Origin of the sequence: Subtercola lobariae, from assembly GCF_014640255.1 — a bacterium.
GTDB classification, from domain to species: Bacteria; Actinomycetota; Actinomycetes; order Actinomycetales; family Microbacteriaceae; genus Subtercola; species Subtercola lobariae.
This window is the reverse complement of sequence record NZ_BMGP01000007.1, coordinates 37,898-58,925: the sequence shown is the minus strand read 5'-3', so window position 1 is coordinate 58,925 and position 21,028 is coordinate 37,898. Positions and strand designations below refer to the sequence as shown.

Annotated in this window: 24 protein-coding genes and 1 pseudogene; 6 read left to right on the top strand and 19 right to left on the bottom strand. The window is 63.7% G+C overall.

The annotated features are described in order from the left end of the window. Positions 1-92: 92 nt before the first annotated feature. A complete protein-coding gene (locus IEX24_RS17315) occupies positions 93-1,610 on the bottom strand; it encodes a sugar porter family MFS transporter (protein WP_188680594.1) in 1,518 nt (505 codons plus the stop codon). Positions 1,611-1,785: 175 nt separating this feature from the next. On the opposite strand from IEX24_RS17315, the pseudogene IEX24_RS17310 reads away from it, so the two are divergent. Beyond that, a pseudogene (locus tag IEX24_RS17310) lies at positions 1,786-2,238 on the top strand (murein hydrolase activator EnvC family protein); the annotation flags it as partial. Between the two features lie 72 nt (positions 2,239-2,310). Here IEX24_RS17310 and IEX24_RS17305 read toward each other — a convergent pair. From IEX24_RS17305 to IEX24_RS17260, 10 genes are all read right to left on the bottom strand, one after another. Continuing rightward, positions 2,311-3,330: a tyrosine-type recombinase/integrase gene (locus IEX24_RS17305; protein ID WP_188680592.1), complete on the bottom strand. Its 1,020-nt coding sequence runs from the start codon at positions 3,328-3,330 to the stop codon at positions 2,311-2,313. Between the two features lie 142 nt (positions 3,331-3,472). Then, on the bottom strand, positions 3,473-4,369 hold the full coding sequence (locus IEX24_RS17300; RefSeq protein ID WP_188680590.1) for a phosphodiesterase: 897 nt from the start codon (positions 4,367-4,369) through the stop codon (positions 3,473-3,475). Continuing rightward, positions 4,366-5,547, bottom strand: a complete 1,182-nt coding sequence (gene dprA, locus IEX24_RS17295) for a DNA-processing protein DprA (RefSeq protein ID WP_229715495.1) — start codon at positions 5,545-5,547, stop codon at positions 4,366-4,368. Before dprA ends, IEX24_RS17300 begins: the two co-directional genes overlap by 4 nt. A gap of 110 nt (positions 5,548-5,657) precedes the next feature. Next, positions 5,658-7,193, bottom strand: a complete 1,536-nt coding sequence (locus IEX24_RS17290; protein WP_188680972.1) for a YifB family Mg chelatase-like AAA ATPase — start codon at positions 7,191-7,193, stop codon at positions 5,658-5,660. Beyond that, positions 7,190-7,546, bottom strand: coding sequence for a YraN family protein (locus IEX24_RS17285; protein ID WP_188680578.1), 357 nt, complete (start codon positions 7,544-7,546; stop codon positions 7,190-7,192). The genes IEX24_RS17290 and IEX24_RS17285 overlap by 4 nt, the downstream gene beginning before the upstream one ends. A 115-nt stretch (positions 7,547-7,661) precedes the next feature. Further along, positions 7,662-7,985 (bottom strand): DUF2469 domain-containing protein, encoded by a 324-nt coding sequence (locus IEX24_RS17280; RefSeq protein WP_188680577.1) that lies wholly within the window; start codon positions 7,983-7,985, stop codon positions 7,662-7,664. A 12-nt stretch (positions 7,986-7,997) separates the two neighbouring features. Beyond that, a complete protein-coding gene (rnhB, locus tag IEX24_RS17275) occupies positions 7,998-8,783 on the bottom strand; it encodes a ribonuclease HII (protein ID WP_188680575.1) in 786 nt (261 codons plus the stop codon). Then, positions 8,780-9,547, bottom strand: coding sequence for a signal peptidase I (gene lepB, locus IEX24_RS17270; protein WP_188680573.1), 768 nt, complete (start codon positions 9,545-9,547; stop codon positions 8,780-8,782). Before lepB ends, rnhB begins: the two co-directional genes overlap by 4 nt. 165 nt (positions 9,548-9,712) lie before the next feature. Next, positions 9,713-10,060 carry a 50S ribosomal protein L19 gene (rplS, locus tag IEX24_RS17265; protein ID WP_188680571.1) on the bottom strand — a complete coding sequence of 116 codons (348 nt, stop codon included), beginning with the start codon at positions 10,058-10,060 and terminating at the stop codon, positions 9,713-9,715. A gap of 224 nt (positions 10,061-10,284) precedes the next feature. Beyond that, entirely contained in the window at positions 10,285-10,803 is a 519-nt protein-coding gene (locus IEX24_RS17260; protein ID WP_188680569.1) for an MFS transporter, read from the bottom strand. Between the two features lie 78 nt (positions 10,804-10,881). On the opposite strand from IEX24_RS17260, the gene map reads away from it, so the two are divergent. Continuing rightward, complete coding sequence (gene map / locus IEX24_RS17255) at positions 10,882-11,649, top strand: type I methionyl aminopeptidase (RefSeq protein WP_188680567.1); 768 nt, start codon at positions 10,882-10,884, stop codon at positions 11,647-11,649. Between the two features lie 32 nt (positions 11,650-11,681). On the opposite strand, the gene trmD is transcribed toward map, so the two are convergent. Further along, complete coding sequence (gene trmD, locus IEX24_RS17250) at positions 11,682-12,461, bottom strand: tRNA (guanosine(37)-N1)-methyltransferase TrmD (protein ID WP_188680565.1); 780 nt, start codon at positions 12,459-12,461, stop codon at positions 11,682-11,684. A 58-nt stretch (positions 12,462-12,519) separates the two neighbouring features. Between trmD and IEX24_RS17245 the strand changes: the two genes are divergently transcribed. From IEX24_RS17245 to IEX24_RS17235, 3 genes are all read left to right on the top strand, one after another. Further along, positions 12,520-13,011: a hypothetical protein gene (locus tag IEX24_RS17245; protein ID WP_188680563.1), complete on the top strand. Its 492-nt coding sequence runs from the start codon at positions 12,520-12,522 to the stop codon at positions 13,009-13,011. A gap of 61 nt (positions 13,012-13,072) precedes the next feature. Next, positions 13,073-13,408 carry a hypothetical protein gene (locus IEX24_RS17240; RefSeq protein WP_188680562.1) on the top strand — a complete coding sequence of 112 codons (336 nt, stop codon included), beginning with the start codon at positions 13,073-13,075 and terminating at the stop codon, positions 13,406-13,408. A gap of 85 nt (positions 13,409-13,493) precedes the next feature. Further along, positions 13,494-13,961 (top strand): hypothetical protein, encoded by a 468-nt coding sequence (locus IEX24_RS17235; RefSeq protein ID WP_188680560.1) that lies wholly within the window; start codon positions 13,494-13,496, stop codon positions 13,959-13,961. A gap of 11 nt (positions 13,962-13,972) precedes the next feature. Here IEX24_RS17235 and rimM read toward each other — a convergent pair whose 3' ends face one another. From rimM to rpsP, 3 genes are read right to left on the bottom strand one after another with little or no spacing between them, the layout of a single operon-like run. After that, the gene (gene rimM, locus IEX24_RS17230; RefSeq protein WP_188680558.1) at positions 13,973-14,701 is read right to left on the bottom strand and encodes a ribosome maturation factor RimM; all 729 of its coding nucleotides are present in this window, start codon (positions 14,699-14,701) and stop codon (positions 13,973-13,975) included. Next, positions 14,658-14,894 carry an RNA-binding protein gene (locus IEX24_RS17225; RefSeq protein WP_188680556.1) on the bottom strand — a complete coding sequence of 79 codons (237 nt, stop codon included), beginning with the start codon at positions 14,892-14,894 and terminating at the stop codon, positions 14,658-14,660. The genes rimM and IEX24_RS17225 overlap by 44 nt, the downstream gene beginning before the upstream one ends. A gap of 3 nt (positions 14,895-14,897) precedes the next feature. After that, entirely contained in the window at positions 14,898-15,338 is a 441-nt protein-coding gene (gene rpsP, locus IEX24_RS17220) for a 30S ribosomal protein S16 (protein WP_188680553.1), read from the bottom strand. A gap of 226 nt (positions 15,339-15,564) precedes the next feature. On the opposite strand from rpsP, the gene IEX24_RS17215 reads away from it, so the two are divergent. Continuing rightward, complete coding sequence (locus IEX24_RS17215) at positions 15,565-16,704, top strand: glutamate--cysteine ligase (RefSeq protein WP_188680552.1); 1,140 nt, start codon at positions 15,565-15,567, stop codon at positions 16,702-16,704. Between the two features lie 65 nt (positions 16,705-16,769). Here IEX24_RS17215 and IEX24_RS17210 read toward each other — a convergent pair whose 3' ends face one another. The 4 genes from IEX24_RS17210 to ftsY all read right to left on the bottom strand — a co-directional run bounded on the left by IEX24_RS17210 (position 16,770) and on the right by ftsY (position 21,012). Continuing rightward, positions 16,770-17,594 carry an LLM class F420-dependent oxidoreductase gene (locus tag IEX24_RS17210; protein ID WP_188680550.1) on the bottom strand — a complete coding sequence of 275 codons (825 nt, stop codon included), beginning with the start codon at positions 17,592-17,594 and terminating at the stop codon, positions 16,770-16,772. Between the two features lie 239 nt (positions 17,595-17,833). Continuing rightward, a complete protein-coding gene (ffh, locus tag IEX24_RS17205; protein WP_188680548.1) occupies positions 17,834-19,435 on the bottom strand; it encodes a signal recognition particle protein in 1,602 nt (533 codons plus the stop codon). Positions 19,436-19,564: 129 nt separating this feature from the next. After that, entirely contained in the window at positions 19,565-20,080 is a 516-nt protein-coding gene (locus IEX24_RS17200; RefSeq protein WP_188680546.1) for a hypothetical protein, read from the bottom strand. Positions 20,081-20,136: 56 nt separating this feature from the next. Beyond that, positions 20,137-21,012 (bottom strand): signal recognition particle-docking protein FtsY, encoded by an 876-nt coding sequence (gene ftsY / locus IEX24_RS17195; RefSeq protein ID WP_188680544.1) that lies wholly within the window; start codon positions 21,010-21,012, stop codon positions 20,137-20,139. Positions 21,013-21,028 lie beyond the last annotated feature (16 nt).

Sequence of the window (21,028 nt, the reverse complement as noted above, 5' to 3'; positions counted from 1 at the left end):
CACGACGAGCGCGGTGCAACCAACAGAATAGCACTTTTTGCCGGTGGAATGGCCGGGCATCCGGAGCCGACAGAGCGAGCGAAACGAAGAGCCTATGCGGGCGCGTCTGCCTTCAGGGCTGCCGCAGCCTTGGCGGCGCGGCCGCCACGGTCGACCTTCAGATCATCCATGCTCTCAAGCGAACGGCCCTTGGTTTCAGGAACCGCGAAGAACACGAAGACGAACGAGACGAGCGCGAAGAACGCATACATGCCGTACGTGAAAGGAAGGGAGAACGCCGAGAGCGCCGGGAAGGTTTCGGTGATGGCGAAGTTGGTGAGCCACTGGGCGGCTGCTGCGACACCGAGCGCCTTGCCGCGAATGCGGTTCGGAAAGATTTCGCCGAGCAGAACCCAGACGAGCGGGCCCCAGGTGGCACCGAACGAGATCACGAACACGTTGGCCGCCACCAGAGCGATCGGACCCCAGGCACCGGGCAGCGAAGGGCTACCGTTGACCTGAACAGACTGGGCGAACGACAGGGCCATGACGCCGAGCGATACGAACATGCCGATAGACCCGCTGAGCAACAGGGGCCTGCGGCCGATCTTGTCGACAAAGAAGATCGCCACGAAGGTGACGGCCACGTTCACAACGCTCGTGATGACCGAGATCGTCAGCGATGTGCCCGGGTTTGTCGTGTCGAACCCGACCGACGCCCAGAGCGAGGTGGAGTAGTAGAAGATCACGTTGATGCCGACGAGCTGCTGGAACATCGACAACAGGATGCCCACCCAGACCACGGGCAACAGGCCGAACATCTTGCCGCGCAGCGACGCGGTGCGAGCGTTCTCCTTGTCTTCTTTGAGATTGCGCTCGATTTCGTTCAGGGCATCGTCGACCTGACTTTTCGGCATGACACTGGCGAGAACATTTCGGGCGTCGTCTTGGCGGCCTTTGTTCGCGAGATACCGCGGCGATTCGGGCAATCGCAGGGCCAACAGGCCGTAGACGACGGCGGGGATGGCGCACATGACGAACATCCACCGCCAGGCATCGGCGCCGAACCAGAGCGGGCTGTTCGCGTCGCCCGCCGCGTTGGCGAGAATGGCGTCAGAGAGCAGAGCCGCGAAGATACCGAGGGTGATGGCGAGTTGCTGCAGCGAGGCGAGGCTGCCACGCACGGCTTTCGGCGCGATCTCGGCGATGTAGGCCGGGGCGATAACCGAGGCGATGCCGATGCCGAGGCCGCCCAGAACGCGCCAGAGCACCAGATCCCACACGGCGAAGGCGAACGCAGAACCGATGGAGCTGACCAAGAAGAGGGCGGCGCCGATGAGCATGACCGGAATGCGGCCCATTCGGTCGGCGAGGCGACCGGCAAAGTAGGCACCGATGGCGCAGCCCAGAAGAGCGGATGCGACGACGAAACCGCTGAGCAGCGGAACGCCGCCGAGGTCGAAGTCGCTCTTGATGGCGTCGACTGCGCCGTTGATGACAGATGAATCGAACCCGAACAGAAACCCGCCGAGAGCGGCAGCCACAGAGAGCCCAATGACCTTTCGATTGAGCTTCTTCTGCAGATCTTTCTCTGAAACGCCAGACCCCGTTGTACTAGCCGTGCCAGACATTGCTAACCCCTTTGAACAGTGAGCCCGCGCAAAGTGTCGCGGTTGGTCGTTCTGCTATCACGTGGGTCGAAAGCTGTTTGCAAGTTGTCTCCCTCACAACTTCGATCTTGGCACGAGTTTTCACAGATGGCGGGAATTGCGTCAGGGCTTGCGCGGCGGCGCCGAGGCTGTCTCTATGAAAAATCTACGAACTCGGGTGTGGGCGGCGGCTCTTTTCGCGATGGTTACTGCGCTGGTGTCGTGCGCGGCGATCACCGCAGACTCGGCAGGTGCAGGAGTGAGCCTGCGCGGAGTGTGGCCCGTGGGGCCGGGGCACACCGTGCTGCGCGGGTTCGAGGCGCCGGCGACGAGGTATTCGGCCGGTCATCGTGGCATCGATATTGCTGCTGACGTCGGGCAGCCGGTCGTGGCCTTGGCCGCGGGAGTTGTGTCGTTTGCGGGAGTGGTGGTCGACCGGCCCCTCGTCTCGATCGTGCACGGTAGCGGGTACGTCAGCACCGTCGAACCCGTCACCCCGTCGGTGGCCGCTGGCGATGTTGTCGCTGCCGGCCAAGTCATCGGGGTGGTGGTGGCGTGGCCGCACTGCGACCGAGCATGCGTGCACCTCGGTGTGCGGCTCGACGGCGACTACGTTTCACCGTTGCTTGTGCTGGGAGCTGTTGCGCGGGCGGTGTTGCTGCCGACGGCCGTGTTGGTCGAGCTACGCGCGAGGATGCGCGGCGAGGTAGGTCTGGCGAAGGCGCTCGGTGGTGACATGAGTGTAGATCTGGGTCGTGCCGAGGCTCGCGTGACCGAGCATCTCCTGCACGGCACGCAGGTCTGCGCCGCCGTCGAGCAGGTGCGTTGCCGCGGTGTGCCGAAAGGCGTGTGGGCCTTCGGGGCCACCGCCCGGCACACGCTGCAGGAGGTCTGATACGAGAGTGTAGACCGCCCGGGTACCCAGTCTGGTACCGCGGGTGTTCAGAAAGAGCGCGGCCGTCGGGCGGGTGCCGGCCTCGCTCGCGCGCGCCAGCAACAGCGGTCGACCGTTGCGCTGGTAGTGAGTGACCGCTTCGTCTGCCGGTGCTCCGAACGGCACCACCCGCTGTTTCGATCCCTTGCCTGTGACGAGCACCGTGCGCCTCTCGTGATCGAGGTCGTCGATGTCGATGCCGACCAGTTCTGACACCCTCAGCGCCGAGGCATAGAGCAGTTCGACGATCGCCCGGTCTCGCTCGGCTACGGGGTCGCCCTCGGCCGAGCGCTGCTCCAACACATCGAAGATGACCGACATCGACCCCACGCTCAGCACTCGCGGCAGCGCGCGGTCAGGTTTCGGCGCCCGCAGCCGAACTGCCGCGTCGATGGGCTGGCGCTCGGTTCGCGTCAGCCACGCCGAAAAGCTTTTGACGGTGGCAGAGCGCCTCGCGAGCGTGGCCTTCGAGAGCCCTTGAGTAGACGCGGCCCAGAGCCAGTCGCGCAGCAGCTCCAATGTCAGCTCGTCGTCGCGTGCCCCGCTTGCTCTTCTCTCCACCGGCAAGGATTCGGCGACGGCGCCAACCCCACCCACACTCGCGTTCGCGGGTGCGTGCGCGGCGCTAGGTGCAGCCACTCCGCGTGATCGCGCGAATGTGCGCAAGTTTGCGAGGTCTGACGAGTACGAACGAATCGTGTTCGGCGAGTAACCGCGCTCGAGTTCGAGATACGACACAAAGTCGTCGATGCTCTCGTCGAGGTTCACACTTCAAGAATGGCCTGCCTGGCCCGCGGTTCGCGCCCGCACACGGGCGTGGCGGCATCCCGCTCCCCGTCAGCACATCGAACGGCTCGCCGCGTTCCTAGCCCACTCGGATTGACGCTCGGCTCGCAGTCGGCTCGCCCCCCTAGCTCGCGGGGGGCACCTGACGCGAGAACGCCTCGATCTGGTCTTCGGGAGAGAGGGCTTCGAGCCGAGACACGAATTCGACGGGAAAGGTGCTCACGGCAGGAAACGAGCCGACGGGCACGACCGAATGCACCACCTGGTCGTCGTAGACGTGCACGAGGTTGATTGACTGCCCGCCCGAGACACCCGAGAGCACTCCACGCTCCGCTGCGAGATTCATGGTGTAACACGTTGCCGCGGCCACCGAGATCGGCACGCCGGCGAAGAGTGACGTCGTCGAATAGTGCAGATGGCCGCCGAGTATTGCCCGAACATCCGTGCCCCGAATCACGTCGGCCAGCAGATGCTGCCGCTGAAGCTCGAGAATCGGCATCAACGGCAGTGTTGTGGGAATGGGCGGGTGGTGTAGCGCCACGAGCGTTCCGTTCGGCGCGGGTTCGGCGAGTTCGGCTCTCAGCCAGGTCAACTGCGCCGAAGTCAATTCGCCGTGATGGTAGCCGGGTACAGACGTGTCGAGCGCAATGAGCCTGAGCCCGTTGAGGTCGAAGACGCGATCTACAGGGTCGTCGCTCGCCGCCTCATCGAGCAGGTCGGTTCTGAGCCGTGCACGCTGATCATGGTTGCCCATCACCCAGACGAGTTCGGCACCGAGCCGAGCCGCAACGGGTTCGACGATCGAGCGAATTCGCGCGTACGCGTTCTGTTCCCCCAGATCGGCGATGTCTCCCGTGAAGACGAGCGCGTCGAAATGGATGCCCGAGCCCTCGAGCTGCCCCAGAATCTGCTTCAGCGTGGCATCAGTATCGACGGCTCCGTACAGCAGCGCTTCATCGGCGAGAAAGTGGGTGTCACTGATGTGAGCGATGACGTGGGTCGGTTCGGCTTTCGCGGTCATGGTTCTATCTTCTTCCACCCGCGCTCCCCCTCGACCACAGAGCCGGCCAACGAAAGGGAACCGAGAAGTGAACTCGTGCGCGAGATGCTCAACCCCGACCGTTTGGCGATGTCGGCCGTCAGCCGGGGCGCCCTCGAGCTGAGAGCATCGGCAAGGCGCACTTCGTCTGACGACCGATGTTGCTGACGTCGCTCCGAGGCAGGCCCAGCCGCGGCTTGAGTGATGGGCGTGTCGAGCCGCGGCTCGTTGTCACTCACCGGCGTGAACAAGGCCATCACCTCGTCGGCGTTGGTCACACATTCTGCTCCGTACTCGCGCAACAATCGGTGGCAGCCGGCCGACGAGAGTGACGTCACCGGCCCAGGTACGGCACCGACCGGTCGCCCGATCGACGAGGCGTGCGCGGCCGTATTGAGTGACCCGCTGCGGCTGCCAGCCTCGACGACCACGGTCGCCTTCGAAGCCGCGGCGATCAGCCGGTTTCGCTGAAGAAAACGCCACTTCGTCGGTGGCGAACCGCATGGCAGCTCCGAAATCACAGCCCCGACCTTTGTGATGCGCGTCAAGAGGGCGTCGTGGCCGCTCGGATAAAAGCGGTCGACCCCACCGGCCAGAAACGCGGCTGTGAACCCCGAACTCGCAAGCGCCGCTCGGTGAGCCATGCCGTCAATACCGTAGGCCGCACCCGAAACGATGCCCATTTTTCGATCGATCAGGCCGGCCGAGAGCTCCATAGCCACATGTTCGCCGTATCCGGTGGCTGCCCTGGCCCCAACGAGCGAGACGGTGTGACTCATGCGGTTCAGCGCGTTGAGGTCTCCGCGCACCCACAACGCAAGGGGTTCGTGTTCGCCGAGATCACCGAAAGACCCCGGCCACTCCTCGTCACCGGGCACCACCAATCGGGCGCCGCAACGAGCTGCGAGTCGAAGTGAGCTGAGTGCCGAACCTGCGGTGAGCCGCGGCATCCATCGTTCGAGTGCCGTCGCGAGCACACTCGGTTTCACCTCGTCGACGCCTGCTGTCGCGAGCGAATCGAGTACCCGCGAGCGCGAGTGCCGTTCGACGAGCGCCATAAGTGCAGGCCCCGCGCCGAGCGCACGCACCACAACCCCAGCGACAAGGTCACCCGGCTCGGCGATTCCGCTCCACGCGGCCCGAGCAAATCGCTCAGCCACTTCGGCATCCTCGTTTGAACTCTCTCGGGGGGCCCTTTCGTCTGGGCTCCGGTGAGGGGTGATCGCACGGATCGCCTCGAAGATCTGCGACTCATCGAGCGAAAACAGTGTCATAGTGCCAGCGACTTTCTGAGATAAAGGGCGCGGCCGATGTGGTCGCGCTCGGGTTGATCGACGCCGTCGAGGTCTGCGAGAGTCCACGCCACGCGCAGAATGCGGTCGTACGCCCGCATGGTGATTCCGCCGCGTTCGAGCGCTCGGTCGAGCACTTCGGTCGACTCGTGATGCAGACGATGCGGCCCCGACCGCAACCATTCGCCGGCAACTTCACTGTTGAGGTGCCAGCCGGTGCCGCGCAGGCGGTGCGCCATCTGCCGTCTTGCGCTGACCACGTGCTCTCGCGCCTGTGCCGTGTTGAGTCGCGGCTCCGTGCGCGCTAGCCGAAGTTCACCGGCAGTGACCCGCCGCACCTGCACCTGAATGTCGATGCGGTCAAGCAGCGGCCCAGATAGGCGAGCGAGGTACCTGCGCCGGGTATTCGGAGTGCAGGTGCAGTTCAGCTCGGCAGCACCGTACTGCCCGCACGGGCACGGGTTGGCCGCCAGAATAAGTTGAAAGCGAGCGGGAAACTTGGCCACGGCGTTGGCGCGATGAATGCTGATCACCCCCGATTCGAGCGGTTGCCGCAACGCATCGAGCACATTGGTGGCGAACTCCGGCGCCTCGTCGAGAAACAAGACGCCGTGGCATGCCCGTGCTGCCGCGCCCGGGCGAATCTGTTTCGAACCGCCACCGATGAGCGCGGCTGCCGACGCCGTGTGGTGCGGGCTCTCGAACGGCGGCCGGGTAGCGAGTGTGCGGGGTACACCCGCACCCGAGAGTGAGCGGATCGAACTCACCTCGAGCGCTCGGGCGGTGTCGAGATCGGGTAGCAGCCCGGTCAGCCGCGACGCGAGCATTGTCTTGCCTGCTCCGGGCGGCCCGAGCATGAACATGTGGTGGCCGCCCGCCGCCGCCGCAACCAGCGCCAGAACGGCATCAGGGTTGCCGATGACGTCGGCCAACTCAGGGGCAGGCTCGCTGTCATCGGCTGCGTCGCTGCCTTCGAGTACCTCCAAATCGATGGGATCAAAGGCGCCACCGTGAAAGATCGCGGCATCGCGCATCGAAGCGACCGGCACGATTCTCACGCCAGGAACCAGTTCTGCCTCGTGCCGGTTGCCCGCTGGCACAACGAAGGTGCGAAAGCCGGCTCGCGCAGCGGCAGCAATGGCTGGCAGCACCCCGTTCATCGGCCTCAACCTGCCGTCGAGGCTCAGTTCGCCCAAGTGAACCACACTCTCGACCGACGCCGCCGAAATGGTACCCGCCGCCGCCAGAATCGCCATGGCGATGGCCAGGTCGAACGTCGAGCCGTGTTTCGGTAGCGCCGCTGGCGAGAGGTTCACGGTGATCTTGCTCACGGGCAGCGGGCAGCCCGAGTTGGTTGCTGCAGCCCGAACCCTGTCACGAGCATCCGCCAGTGCCGTGTCTGGCAGCCCGATGATCATCAGCGTCGGCAGGCCGTTGCCCATGTCTGCCTCGACCTCGACCATTGAGCCGGTCATGCCGAGCAGCGCTACGGAATGCGTTCGCGCCACCATCAGAAGATTCCCTCGAGGTGTTCGACCGTCGCCGCATCACGAAGTGGCGCGACAACACCGATGGCGTCGATGCGTATCTGCCGGCGACCACCGCCCGCAGCCTCGCACCACGCGGTGCTCAGGCGTTTCAGCCTTGCCAGTTTCGCCACGGTGATCGACTCGAACGGATGCCCGTACCACAACCCCGACCGTGTCTTCACCTCGACGAAGACGGTCACACCCGCCGTCTGGGCGACAACATCGATCTCGCCCTGCGAGCACCGCCAATTGCGCTCGAGAATGGTGTAGCCGCGCCCCACCAGATAGTCGGCAGCCAGCTGTTCGCCGCGCCTGCCGAGTTCGTCTTTCGCCTTCATTCGTGCCTCCGCCAGCAACACTGGCAAAGGCTAACGCGGTCAGAATCGCCGAGGGGTCAATCTGTGCACAATGCGCTAGAGCGACAACCTGTGCAGAACAAGAAAACGCGAAAAGCTACTCGTCGAGCGCGAGTTCTTTCGGCAGTTCGAAGTCTTTCGACGACAGCTCTTCGATGTTCACATCTTTGAACGTCAGTACTCGCACCGATTTCACGAACCGATCAGAACGATAAACGTCCCACACCCACACGTCGTTCATGGTGAGTTCGAAATAGAAGTCGTGCTCGGTGTCGCGCCTGACCAGCTCGACATCGTTGGCCAGGTAGAACCGGCGTTCGGTTTCGATCACATACTTGAACTGCGACACGACGTCGCGGTATTCGCGGTAGAGGGCTAGCTCGACCTCACGGTCGTAATCCTCGAACTCATCTTCTTCCATGGTGCGACAAGTCTATGCCCGCGCGGCCTCATCGACCTCGAGCTCGGCAACGTCGACTCCGAGCGCAGCTTCATCGGCTTCGAGTTCACCCTGGGCATCCACTTCGACCTCACCGTCGGCGCCAAGCTCGAACAGTGCACGCTCGCTCTTCAGCCAGGTGCGCCGATGATGATCGCTCGGCCCCAGCAACTCGAGCGCTTCGAAGTGCGCCGAACTGCCGTACCCCTTATTGCTCGCCCAGCTGTAGCCCGGAACCTCGGCGTCGAGTGCAATCATGAGCCGGTCACGGTGCACTTTCGCCACCACCGACGCCGCTGCCACCGAGGCGCAGTCTCGGTCAGCCTTGATCTTCGTGGTCACCGTGAGCGGGTTCGGCACGACTGACACGAGGTGGCGGCTCAAATAGTCGTGATTGCCGTCGAGCACGAGCACTGCTCCCTCGACGTCGACTCCCGCGGCCAGTAGCGTCGACAGCGCCCGCGCCCCGGCAAGGCCCAAGCAGAAGATGATGCCGAGCTCATCGACTTCGGCCGCACTAGCCAGGCCCACAGCGGATGCCCGAGCCCACGCCGAGGCGAGCGGAGCCAGTTGCTCGCGGCGGGCCTCGGCCAGCAGCTTCGAATCGCGAAGGCCGGCCGGAAACTTTCCCGGCCGCACCGGGTCGATGACGCACATTCCCACAGCGACCGGCCCCGCGAGCGCCCCGCGCCCCACTTCATCGACCCCGATGATCAGCCGCGCGCCCTGGCGGCCAAGCGCGCGCTCATGTCGCAGCGTCGGGTCTTTCACCGGTGTCATCCCGAACCGCCCGGTGGAGCGCCAGGAGCCGCGTCTTTGGCGCCTCGGAAGACGGCGGAGTAGTTATCGAGAAACGTCCACCGGCTCGAGGGCCAGGTGATCCACAGCGCCCGCCCCACCACGTCGCTGATGGGCACGAACCCACCGCCGGGCTTGTCTTGGTTGTACCGCGAATCTGCCGAGTTGTAGCGGTTGTCACCCATCACCCACAGCGAACCTGCTGGCACGGTGACGTCGAACGCCAGGTCTGAAACCTTCGTCACACCGTCGGGCAGCTTGAGGTACGGCTCGTTCAGTGGCACGTCGTTCACCATCATCTGACCGAGCGCGTTACAACAGGTCACGTGGTCGCCTGGCAGCCCGATGACCCGCTTGATCAGGTGATCGTTACTGTCTGTCGCGGCCAGGCCCACAGCATCCAGTGCCCAGTTGACCGCCGATACCAGAGGGGCTGTGGGCGCCTCGGGCTGAGGTTGTAACCACCCGCCCGGGTCTTTGAACACCACCACGTCGCCCCGGGAGATGGGGATGAGGTTCGGCTCGAGCTCGTTGACCAAGATGCGGTCGTTGATCTGCAGCGTGTTCTCCATCGACCCCGACGGAATGTAGAACGAGCGAACCAGAAACGTCTTGATGAGCACAGAAGCGAGCAACGCCACCAAGAAGATGATGATGATGTCGCGTGCGAACAGGGCAGCACTGCGAGAACGCCGACCCCCGCGCTTGCCGCTGCGAGGCCGCGTCGGCACCGGTGTTTCTGTCATTGAGTTGTTTCTTGTCTTAAACGAATCTGAGCCCTGCCCCATTTTATGGGGCGAGGGCTCAGATAACCGTCCAGAACTCGCGATGCCGTGAGCAATTTCACAGCCGCGTTACCGAATGGTCAGATTGTTCGACAGCAAAGCTCCCGAACGAAAAGAGTCGACGAACTACGCGTCGCGCTTCTCTTTGATTTTGGCTTTCTTGCCACGCAGCGCGCGCAGGTAGTACAGCTTCGCGCGACGCACGTCGCCGCGGGTCACAACCTCGATGTGGTCGATGATCGGCGAGTGCACCGGGAAGGTACGCTCTACGCCGACCTGAAAGCTGACTTTGCGAACGCAGAAAGTCTCGCGCACGCCTTCGCCCGAACGGCCGATGACGATGCCCTGAAAGACCTGCACACGCGAGCGAGTACCTTCGATGATGTTGACGTGAACGCGAACAGTGTCACCGGCGCGAAAGTCGGGAATGTCGCTGCGCAGCGATGCTGCGTCTACGGCGTCAAGAATGTGCATGATGTATCGCTCTCTGTAACCGCCACAGGTCGACTACGGGTTAGGTAGAAAAAGGGTGATGTGGCACTCGTTACTGCAGAACTCCCCTGTGGCAGAGCCTGGCGGTGGCACAATCGATAATTCTGCCATGCCGAGGGGGCAATATGCAAAGGCATGCGCCTATCTGCGGTTACCGCTCAGCCGGCGCGCCTGCGAGTGCGACTCGGCGAGTGGATGCCCGAGCCTCACTTCTCGTGACTGCGGCCCGTATCGATCACGATGTATTCGTGTTCCTCGATGCGAGGCGGCATGGGCGCGGCACCGACTCCGGCGCCTGCCGGCGCGGCTCCGCCCATCTGCGCCGCGTACTGGAATGAGTTGTACACACCCTGCACGCGGCGGCGTGTTTCGCGGGCGAGTTCGACAAACGACGTCCAGAAGGCAGCCAAACCGAGAACAACGACGGCCACCGAGAGAACGGCCGTGAAAGGTGTCACAAAGCCCACCGCGATGATGGCCGCCTGCCAGGCAGCGAGCAGTGCGGCATCCGGCCACGAGACAGCGCGCTCGGTGCGCACCTGTTTGCGCGAGAAGTTCAGCAGCCCCACACCGGCGAGCGCAAGCGCCAGAACGCCGCACGACAGAAGCACCAGCAAGAACTGCCAGGCTGACCCGCCGAAGATCGACCAGCCGATCAGAACCCAGAGCGGAAGCACGACGGCAGCAGCCGGCTGCCAGTAGTAGAAGGCTCGACGAACGAACATATCTCAAGGTTACGGCGGGTAACGTTGGTTACGCCCTCGGGCCTTACAAAAACACAGTCAAATCAAAGGGAAACACCAGTGATCGAACTCAGAACTCCAGCCGAAATCGAAAAGCTGCGCGCAGCCGGCGTTTTCGTTGGCGAGGTTCTGACCGAGCTCGCCGAACAGGCCGCAGTGGGCGTCAATCTGCTGAAGCTCGACCGAATCGCGCACGACATGATTCGGACCCGCGGCGCCGAGTCGTGCTACATCGATTACCACCCCTCGTTCGGCGCCAGCCCGTTCGGCAAGGTGCTCTGCACCTCGGTCAACGACGCGGTGCTGCACGGCCTGCCGCACGACTACCGGCTGGCAGACGGCGACATGGTGTCGCTCGACTTCGCCGCATCCGTCGACGGCTGGGTCTCTGACAGCGCCATCACGGTGATCGTGGGTACGCCGCGGCCGCAGGATGCCCAGCTCATCGACACCACGACGCGTGCCCTGACCGCGGCGATCAACGCCGCGCAACCCGGCGGCAGAATCGGCGACATCTCGGCCGCCATCGCCGCTGTCGCGCTAGCCGACGGCTACTCCATCAACACCGAATTCGGCGGACACGGCGTCGGCCGCACCATGCACGGCGACCCTCACGTGCCCAACAACGGTCGCGCGGGGCGCGGAGTGCACCTCGACCCGGGGCTGGTCATCGCGATCGAGCCCTGGTTTCTCGAAACGACGAACAAGATCGTCACCGACCGCGACGGCTGGACCTTACGCAGCGCCGACGGCTCTCGTGGCGCCCACATGGAGCACACCATCGCGATCACGGCCGACGGCCCCCTCGTGCTGAGCGCCCGCGCGTAACCCGCGCAGCCTGCATATCGAAATCCGCGCCACTACTCGGGCGGCAACAGATCGGGGCGCACGCGGCGGGTTCGCTCAAACTGAGCATCGCGGCGCCACGCCGCAATCGCCCCGTGATTGCCGTTCGTCAACACCGACGGCACCTCGTAACCCCGCCATTCGGCAGGCTTTGTATAGCTCGGGTACTCCAACAGCCCGTCTTCGTGCGACTCCTCAACGAGGCTCTCGGGGTTGCCGATAACGCCCGGAATCAGCCGCCCGATCGCCTCGATCATCGCCATGACGGCGACTTCTCCCCCGTTCAGCACGTAGTCGCCGAGGCTCACCAGGCGAACGGATGCTCGGGTCGCGGCAAATTCGAACACCCTGTGATCGATGCCTTCGTACCTCCCGCACCCGAACACGAGATGTTCGGCCGAGCTCAGCTCTCGCGCCATCGCCTGCGTGAAGACCTCGCCCGCGGGGGACGGGAAGATCACGATGGGGCCGCCGGTAGCCCCGGAACGGGCATCCACTTCGCCCGAATCGCCCTGAGCAACCCCGGGCACCTCGGTGGGCGCGGTAGGCGTCGCGAGTGCGGGCGTCGCGGGAAGAATCGCGTCGAGCGCCTCACCCCACGGCTCGGGCTTCATCACCATGCCTGCCCCACCGCCGTACGGCTTGTCGTCGACCGTTCGGTGCCGATCGTGCGTGAAGTCGCGCAAATCGTGCACCTCGACCTTGAGAATGCCGTCTTCGCGGGCCCGCCCGAGCAGCGACACATCGAGCACCCCGAAGTACTCAGGAAAGATCGTGACGATGTCGATGCGCATCTCAAAACCCTATCCCGCGCTGCTAGACTGATCTTTTCTCATCTATAGGAGGTCATCGATGAAACGCGGCGGATGTCTGCTGATGATTCTCGGCCTGGTGGCGGCGATCGCAACCATCGTTGTGCTTACCCTGAACGGAGTACTCGTCATGGACTACTCCGGCGTACGGTTTGACGGCTGCGGGCAGCAGACAACGTCTTATCTTGTCGACGGAACTAAGCAGATCGAGGTTCAGAGCTGCACAGCGCCCGACTTTCCTACGTCGATTCCACTGCTTCAGGGGCGCATCGTCGACAGTATGAAAGAGATCGGCGACAACGGTTATCAGCGATTCGACGTGATCATGACAACCTCCGACCTCGACGGCGCACAAGGTTCCATTTCGACTCAGCTGACAGCAGCGGGTTACCACAGTGTCGACAACAATGACACATCGACGCCTCACGTCGTGTTCGAGAACGACACATACAAGATCTATCTCACGTTCACTGAAGGCGGCCCTCATGGCGACACAGTTGAGTACTACATCGTGCCAGCCGGCGCTCAATAGGCGGGCCATAACACGTTCGAATACGATCAATCGCTCATGCTATAGTGATCTTTTCTCACTGTTGAAAGCTGCAACCATGCAAAGAAAAAGACGCGGTTTGATCATCACGGTCGTTGCTCTCCTGATAGCTGGAGCAGGCATTGCCTCGAGTATCTCGGCCTTTCCAGACCTGCTCTCCGATCTCCCTTTCGGAATCGGCGGATCGAACTCGATCGCAAATCAGCTCGCTGGCGCCGGCTTCACTTCGATCGATCCTGCTGACATTGGGCAAGGTTTCGACCTCGAGTTCACAGGCAACGGATATGACGTTGGCGTCACGCTATCCGATTCCGGCCCACACGGGCCAACCGCCGAATATCTCATCACGTCGATCGACCCCACATCATCGTCACAATGAACGCCGAGAGACCGCGGCTTCGGGTGTCGCGATGAAGCGAAGCCGACGCAAACGCTCATCGGTTGGGTGTCTTGTGGTTGTCGTGGTGTTTGTCGCTTTTGTCGGGGGTATAGTCGCACTGGGCATCGGCGCCTCGACGGGCGACATTCCGTTCGTTGGCTACAACGGTCCTCGATTCGGTTGCGGCTTCCAGAACAGTAGCTCTTATCAAGACGGCACTTCGCGAACGAGCGTTCAGGGGTGCGTTGCACCCGGCTTTCCCTCGTCTATCCCTCTTCTGCAGAGCACTATCGTCACTGGCACCAAAGAGACTGGTGCCGACAACTACGTGCGGTACGACGTCGTGATTTCGACCCCTGATCTCGACGCGGCGAAATCGAGCATCCCCGACCAGCTCACCGGAGCCGGCTACACGCCTGTCGCAAATGACGATGCAAGCGAGCCGCATGACGTGTTTGAGAATGAGGCGTACAAGGTGTACCTCACGTACAGTCGAGGTGGCTTGCACGGCGACACCGTCGAGTACTACGTCGTGCCGGAGGGGTCACAGTAGCGCAGTAGACGCTACTCGCTCGTGGTTTCTGCTGTCATCGGCGCGACCGGTTCGGAAGCTGAACCGGCACCGCTGACCAGCGATACGTCGATTTGATCGTAGGCGGCGAAGGCCGCTTCGGGAGCATCAACCGTCGAGCGTGCCGAAGCGTCGTCGGCGGCGGCCGATGGCAGCTCCTCGAAGAGGCCGGGGGGCGGGGTGACCGTGATCGTGCCGCCCGCGACATCCACTGCCGGCACGATGGCCTTCACGAAGGGCACGAGCACCTCGCCCGAGACCGTTGCCACGTGCAGCAGGTCTTGGGCTGGCAGATGGTCGATCTGCGTCATGGTTCCGATGCGAACGCCATCACGAATGACGGCGAGGCCTACCAGCTGGTGGTCGAACCAGGCGTCTTCTTCGTCGGTGGTCTCGGTGAGATCGTGGTCGATCCAGAGAATGGCTTTGGCGAGCGACTCGGCCGCCGTGCGGTCGGGTACGCCCACGAAGAAGCCCACCGGATGCCCGTTGTACCAGCGCAGTTCGGCCAGTTCGAGGGTCTTGCCGTGCCAGGGAGACGTGGTGGGCACTTGCAGCGTGAACACCGCGCCCGGAACGAAACGTCGCCCCGGGTCGTCGGTGAACAGCTCGAGTTTGATCGCGCCCTTCAGCCCGTGGGCTTTGGTGAGGCGACCGACTCTCAGTTGTGTGTCGTTCTTAGAAATCGGTATCAACCACGTCAACACGAACGCGCTTGCCATCGGCGAGCGCTGCAACGAGGGTGCGCAACGCTTTCGCGGTGCGACCTGAACGACCGATCACGCGGCCGAGGTCGTCGGGGTTCACTCGAACCTCGAGAACCTCGCCGCGTGGTGAGTTCTTTGCCACGACGTGCACGTCATCAGGGTTGTCTACGATTCCCTTGACGAGGTGCTCGAGCGCTGGTGCGAGCAAGACTTACGCCTCGGTCGACGAAGCGGCGTCAGCGTCAGATGCCGAAGCGTCGTCAGCCGAAGCAGCAGGCGCGGCGACCGGAGCGGCAGGCGCATCAGCCTTGGGGCGCAACACGGGCTTCTTCTTCTCGTCTGCAACGAAAGCGGCCTTCGGCTCTTTCACGCGAACGGTCGAAACCGCGTTGGGGTCACCCTTGAACTTGCCCCAGTCGCCGGTCAGCTTGAGAATGGCCTCAACCTGCTCGGTGGGCTGAGCGCCGACTGACAGCCAGTACTGGGCGCGATCGCTCTTGACCTCGATGTACGAGGGCTCTTCGGTCGGGTGGTACTTGCCGATTTCTTCGATGACACGGCCGTCGCGCTTGGTGCGCGAGTCGGCGACGACAATACGGTAGTAAGGAGCGCGGATCTTGCCCAAACGCTTCAAACGGATCTTTACAGCCACAATTCTCCTGAGTAATTTTTATGGGGCGAACTGCCGGCCGTGAGCGTGGGGATGCACACTCGGCCAAGAATAAGTTCTGGGGTTCTCCAGCCGCGCCTGATTAGAGGGTCGGGCGGGCAGAGACTCGACAGACCATTCTGTCAGATTTTGCGGCCAAGCAGTAATCCCGCAGCGAAATAACTCGCCAGTTCCCAGATTCGCACCCAATCGATGTCACAGTGGTGAGATGCAGATCTCATTCGCCGCATCAGAACGGTCCACTCTCGGAATCGAGTGGGAGATCGCGCTCGTCGACCAGCAGACCGGCAACCTGGTCTCGGTGGCCACCGAGGTATTGCAGGCTCTTCGCCAAGAAGACGGCTCCGAGCATCCGCAGATCACCGGAGAATTGTTGCTCAACACCGTTGAGTTGGTCACCCGGGTGCACAAGACGGTTCCGGATGCCGTTGCCGACCTCTTGGCGCAACTCGACGAAGTGCGGGCCATCACCGACCCCCTCGACGTAGAGCTGATGTGCGCGGGCACACACCCCTTCGCGCAGTGGTTCGACCAGCAGGTCACCGACAAAGAGCGGTATCACCGGCTCGTGGATCGCACGCAGTGGTGGGGTCGCAACATGCTCATCTGGGGAATCCACGTGCACGTGGGCATCGAATCGCGCGACAAAGTGCTGCCGCTGCTCAACGGGCTGCTCACGTATTACCCGCATTTGCAGGCGCTCAGCGCGTCGAGTCCGTACTGGGGCGGCGTCAATACGGGGTACGCGTCGAACCGGGCGTTGATGTTTCAGCAGCTGCCGACGGCCGGGCTTCCGTACCAATTCGCCGAGTGGAGCGAGTACGAAAAGTACGTCGCCGACATGACCACGACGGGTATCATCGACGACTTCAGCGAGGTGCGGTGGGATATTCGGCCGTCGCCGAAATGGGGCACGGTCGAGATGCGCGCGTGCGACGGGCTGTCGAGCCCGCAAGAGATCGGGGGCGTTGCGGCGCTCATCCAGTGCCTCGTCGAGCACATGTCGTCAGAGCTCGACGCCGGCCGTTCGCTCGTCACGTTGCAGCCCTGGTTCGCGCGCGAGAACAAGTGGCGGGCGGCCAGGTATGGGCTCGACGCCGAGATCATTCTCAATTCGGCGGGCGACGAACGCCTGGTCACCGACGAGATTCGCGACCTGCTAGTGACGCTTGCTCCGGTGGCTGAGCGCCTCGGATGCTCTGCAGAACTAGCCCAGATCAACCTCATTCTCGAGCACGGCGCCAGCTACCAACGTCAGTTGCGCGTGGCCGCCGAGAACGGCGGCAGCCTGCACGCGGTGGTCTCCTCGCTGACGCACGAGCTGCGGCACGGCCTGGCCGGCGGCTGACGCACGAGCTGCGGCACGGCCTGGCCGGCTGACGCGCACCGTCAGCGTCAGCGTCAGCGTCAGCGTCAGCGGGAGTTGACCTCATCGCGCCAGGCGAGCAGGTCGCGCACGGGTGAGGGGTCGAGGCCCGGGCCCGTGATTCCGAGGGTGAAGAGGGTGGCGCCTAGCGCGTGCTGCGCCTCGAGCGCCTCGACCTGAGCGGCCGAGTCCGCGGCGTGCGGGCGCGTTCCCGTCGAGATCTCGATGTCGTCGAAATCGCGGCCGATTGCCTCGCAGTGGCCGCGCAAGATGAGGAGCTTGCGCTCGAGGGTCTCGGTGTCGGCGAAACTGTGCCAGATATCCGCATGCTTCGCCACAATGCGCAGCGTCTTCTTCTCACCGCCACCACCGATCAGCACGGGAATCTTGCGCGTCGGAGCCGGGTTGAGCTTCGCCCAGCGCGACTCGATGCGCGGCAGTGACTCGGCGAGAGCATCCAATCGCTGACCAACCGTGCCGAACTCGTAGCCGTACTCGTCGTAGTCGCGCTCGAACCAGCCCGAGCCGATGCCGAAGATGAGCCTGCCCTCGGCGCCGTTCTTGGCGCTGATGTGGTCGACGGTGCGGGCGATATCGGCCAGCAGATCGGGGTTGCGGTAGGTGTTGCAGGTGACGAGCGGGCCGAATTGGATGCTCGTGGTCTGCTCAGCCCAGGCCGCCAACATGCTCCACCCCTCGAAGTGCGTGCCCTCGGCGTCGCCGCTCAGCGGATAGAAGTGGTCCCAGTTGAAGGCAACGTCGACGCCGAGCTCTTCGAGCGTGTTGAGGGTGTCGCGAATCTCGCTGTACGTGGAGTGTTGGGGCGCGATCTGAACCCCGATGCGAACGGGGCGTGAGGCGGCAGAAGTCATATCAAAAGCCTATGCCCGGTCGCGACGCCGACTCGCACCGCGCGCTCCCGCGGCGCTTGCTCCCCACGCGCGCGCGCCGGCCGGCCCTTGTCGAGCCTCAGAACTCGCGCGAGAGCGCCCCTCCCCGCGAGCAGGTTGCGCAAAAGCACCTGCGCTTCGGATTCTCGGTGCTTTTGCGCAACGTACAACGGTTCCCGAGCTTGAGATCGCAGGTCGACCGCACGAGAGCGCGTGGAGGGTCAGCGGCGCAGGAACTTCTGCAGCGACTCGAGTTCTTGCTCGGAGGGCGCACCCTCGGGCCGGCCGTTGCTGCCGCCGAGGCCGAAGCCCGAGCCCTTCGAGCCCGAGGCGCCAGCCGACGCGGCCGCACCGCCGGCGGGCAGCTTCTCGCCGGAGGCGATTGCGGCGTTCTCCACCGCGCGCTTTGCCGGATTGCCCGACTTCGAGCCTTTCTTCTTCGGCGGGAGCTGCTTGCCGCGGCCACCACCGAAGCCGGCCCCGGGCACCGGACCCATTCCGGGAATCTGCGGCACACCGCCGCGCGCCACGGTCTTCATCATCTTCGCGGCCTGCTCGAAGCGCTGCACGAGCTGGTTCACATCGGTCACCGTCATGCCCGAACCACGCGCGATGCGCACGCGTCGCGAGCCGTTCAGCAGCTTGGGATTCTGGCGCTCGGCCTTCGTCATCGACTGGATGATCGCCTCGGTACGCACGATCTCGCGCTCATCGAAGTTGTTCAGCTGTTCTTTCATGGCGCCCATGCCGGGCAGCATGCCGATCATCTTCTTGATCGAACCGGCACCGCGCAGCTGCTGCATCTGGCCGAGAAAGTCTTCGAGCGTGAACGTGTCGGTGCGGAACTTCTCCGCGACCTTCGCGGCCTCTTCTTCGTCGAACGCGCCCTGCGCCTGCTCGATGAGGGTGAGAATGTCACCGAGATCCAGGATGCGCGATGCCATGCGATCCGGGTAGAACGGCTCGAAGTCGTCCAACGATTCGCCGGTCGAGGCGAAGATGATCGGGCGGCCGGTGACCGATGCGACCGAAAGAGCGGCACCACCTCGGGCGTCACCGTCGAGCTTCGTCAGCACGACGCCGGTGAAGTCGACACCCTCTTGGAACGCCTTGGCGGTGGCCACGGCATCCTGACCGATCATCGCGTCGATGACGAACAGAACCTCGTCGGGCTGCACGGCCTTGCGAATGTCTGCGGCCTGCTTCATCATGTCGGCGTCGACACCGAGGCGGCCGGCGGTGTCGACGATGACCACGTCGTACTGCTTGTCGACGGCCCATTTGATCGAATCGCGAGCGACCTTCACCGGGTTGCCCACGCCGTTGCCGGGCTCGGGTGCGTACACAGCGACGCCGGCCTGGCTGCCGACGACCTGCAGCTGCTGCACGGCGTTCGGGCGCTGGAGGTCGGCCGCGACGAGCAGCGGCGTGTGGTTGTCTTTGGCGAGCCACTTCGCGAGCTTGCCGGCGAGCGTCGTTTTACCCGCGCCCTGAAGGCCTGCGAGCATGATGATGGTCGGCGGCTTCTTCGCAAAGTTGATGCGGCGCGCTTCGCCGCCCAGAATCGCGATGAGCTCTTCGTTGACGATCTGCACGACCTGCTGCGCCGGGTTCAGCGCCTTGTTGACCTCGTCGCCGAGGGCCCGCTCGCGCACCTTGCCGGTGAAGTCTTTAACAACATCCAGCGCCACGTCGGCATCGAGCAGGGCGCGCCGAATCTCGCGAACGGTACCGTCGACGTCTGCCGGGCTGAGCTTGCCCTTGGTGCGCAGGTTTCTGAAGGTATCGGCGAGGCGGTCAGAGAGGTTTCCAAAAGTGGCCATGGTGCAACAATCTTAACCGCTCACGCCGGGTACTCGCTGCGAGGGGCGGCTCGTACCTGCACGCCGATGGCGAACGGATGCCCGGCGGGGCCACGATCATCCACTCTGCTCAGCGAAGAATCTCGAGGCTCAGCGCAGAATCTCTACCAGAAGCACCCAAGCGTTCACCACAGCGCCGATGAAGACCAACAAGATTCCCGCGGCGATCCACGAGAGCCCGACGCTTGTCTGGCCGCCGACCACCAAGATCACGCCGCCCACGACGAACGGAATCACCTGAATCACGCTCAACGAGGCGTTCGCAATGATATTGCTCAGGGGGCGGCGCTGGCCCGCGGCAGCGGATTCGCGTGCGTCTTGTACGAGGCGCACGGTGGCGTCGGCGGCGAAGGCGAGAGCTACCAGGGCGAAGACGAGGGTCTCGAGCCCGAGCATCCACGTCGCCTGAACCGGAATGAGGGCTCCGATCGACACGACCACGATCAGCACGAGCGCGGCGATGGAGGTGCCTGCACGCGCAGGCATCGAACGAATGGCGATGATTTCTTTGATATTCACCGACATCGCCACGATGATCAGACCGGCGAGGGCCGCCGCCGCCCCTGCTGACGCGACGAAGAGGTCATGCCACGCCTCGAGGTGCATACCGCGTCTCCCTTCGTACCCGGTCGTTCAACCCGGCCTCAGCCAAAGCCTGGGCCTCAGCCGATGAGGTTCTGCACGAACACGTGCGGCGTGAACCCGGTGAGGTCGTTGATGCCCTCACCCTGACCGATGAGTTTGATCGGGATGCCCGTCTTCTCCTGCACGGCCAGCACGAACCCGGCCTTCGCCGAGCCGTCGAGTTTGGTGAGCACAAGCCCGGTCACGCCCGCATGTTCGATGAATGCCTCTGCCTGAGCCAAGCCGTTCTGGCCTGTCGTGGCGTCGAGCACCAGCAACACTTCAGATACGGGAGCCTGCTTCTCGACCACCCGGCGAATCTTGGTCAGCTCATCCATCAGGCCGCCCTTGGTCTGCAGGCGGCCGGCCGTGTCGATGATGACGATTTCGATGCCGTTGCGCTTGGCGAAGTCGACGGTCTGAAAGGCGACGGATGCCGGGTCTTGACCCTCTTGCTGCGGGCGCACGATCTGCGCCCCTGCGCGCTCGGCCCACGTTGCAACCTGTTCCACGGCGGCGGCGCGGAATGTATCGGCAGCACCGATCACCACGCTGCGGTCGTAGTTGCGCAAAAACTTCGCGAACTTGCCGATGGTCGTGGTCTTTCCCACGCCGTTCACGCCCACGACCAGCACCACGGCAGGGCGTTCGCTGAGCTTCAAGGTAGAGTCGAGCTTCGAGAACCGCTCTTCGAGGGCCTCACGGAGCATCCGCTGCAGGTCTTTAGGGTCTGTGGTGTTGTAGCGAGCGACCTTCGCGCGCAGGTCGGCCACGATCTCGTCGGTCACATCGATGCCGAAGTCGCCCGTGATGAGGGCGGTCTCGAGGTCGTCCCACGTCTCTTGGTCGATGAGCCGCTTCGCGAACATGCCCCTCAGGGCACCGGAAAGCGACCACGGTGTTCGTTCAGCCATGCCCCCCAGCTTAGGT

Bases quoted from the DNA above. Each gene is read 5' to 3' on its own strand.
- IEX24_RS17215 (WP_188680552.1), top strand. From the start codon at position 15,565: ATGCAGATCTCATTCGCCGCATCAGAACGGTCCACTCTCGGAATCGAG.
- IEX24_RS17260 (WP_188680569.1), bottom strand. From the start codon at position 10,803: ATGTTCGTTCGTCGAGCCTTCTACTACTGGCAGCCGGCTGCTGCCGTC.
- rnhB (WP_188680575.1), bottom strand. From the start codon at position 8,783: ATGACACCGGTGAAAGACCCGACGCTGCGACATGAGCGCGCGCTTGGC.
- IEX24_RS17280 (WP_188680577.1), bottom strand. From the start codon at position 7,985: ATGGAAGAAGATGAGTTCGAGGATTACGACCGTGAGGTCGAGCTAGCC.
- ftsY (WP_188680544.1), bottom strand. From the start codon at position 21,012: ATGGCTGAACGAACACCGTGGTCGCTTTCCGGTGCCCTGAGGGGCATG.
- IEX24_RS17200 (WP_188680546.1), bottom strand. From the start codon at position 20,080: ATGCACCTCGAGGCGTGGCATGACCTCTTCGTCGCGTCAGCAGGGGCG.
- lepB (WP_188680573.1), bottom strand. From the start codon at position 9,547: ATGACAGAAACACCGGTGCCGACGCGGCCTCGCAGCGGCAAGCGCGGG.
- IEX24_RS17210 (WP_188680550.1), bottom strand. From the start codon at position 17,594: ATGACTTCTGCCGCCTCACGCCCCGTTCGCATCGGGGTTCAGATCGCG.
- IEX24_RS17300 (WP_188680590.1), bottom strand. From the start codon at position 4,369: ATGACCGCGAAAGCCGAACCGACCCACGTCATCGCTCACATCAGTGAC.
- IEX24_RS17245 (WP_188680563.1), top strand. From the start codon at position 12,520: ATGAAACGCGGCGGATGTCTGCTGATGATTCTCGGCCTGGTGGCGGCG.
- IEX24_RS17285 (WP_188680578.1), bottom strand. From the start codon at position 7,546: ATGAAGGCGAAAGACGAACTCGGCAGGCGCGGCGAACAGCTGGCTGCC.
- trmD (WP_188680565.1), bottom strand. From the start codon at position 12,461: ATGCGCATCGACATCGTCACGATCTTTCCTGAGTACTTCGGGGTGCTC.
- rplS (WP_188680571.1), bottom strand. From the start codon at position 10,060: ATGCACATTCTTGACGCCGTAGACGCAGCATCGCTGCGCAGCGACATT.
- ffh (WP_188680548.1), bottom strand. From the start codon at position 19,435: ATGGCCACTTTTGGAAACCTCTCTGACCGCCTCGCCGATACCTTCAGA.
- IEX24_RS17315 (WP_188680594.1), bottom strand. From the start codon at position 1,610: ATGTCTGGCACGGCTAGTACAACGGGGTCTGGCGTTTCAGAGAAAGAT.
- rimM (WP_188680558.1), bottom strand. From the start codon at position 14,701: ATGGCAAGCGCGTTCGTGTTGACGTGGTTGATACCGATTTCTAAGAAC.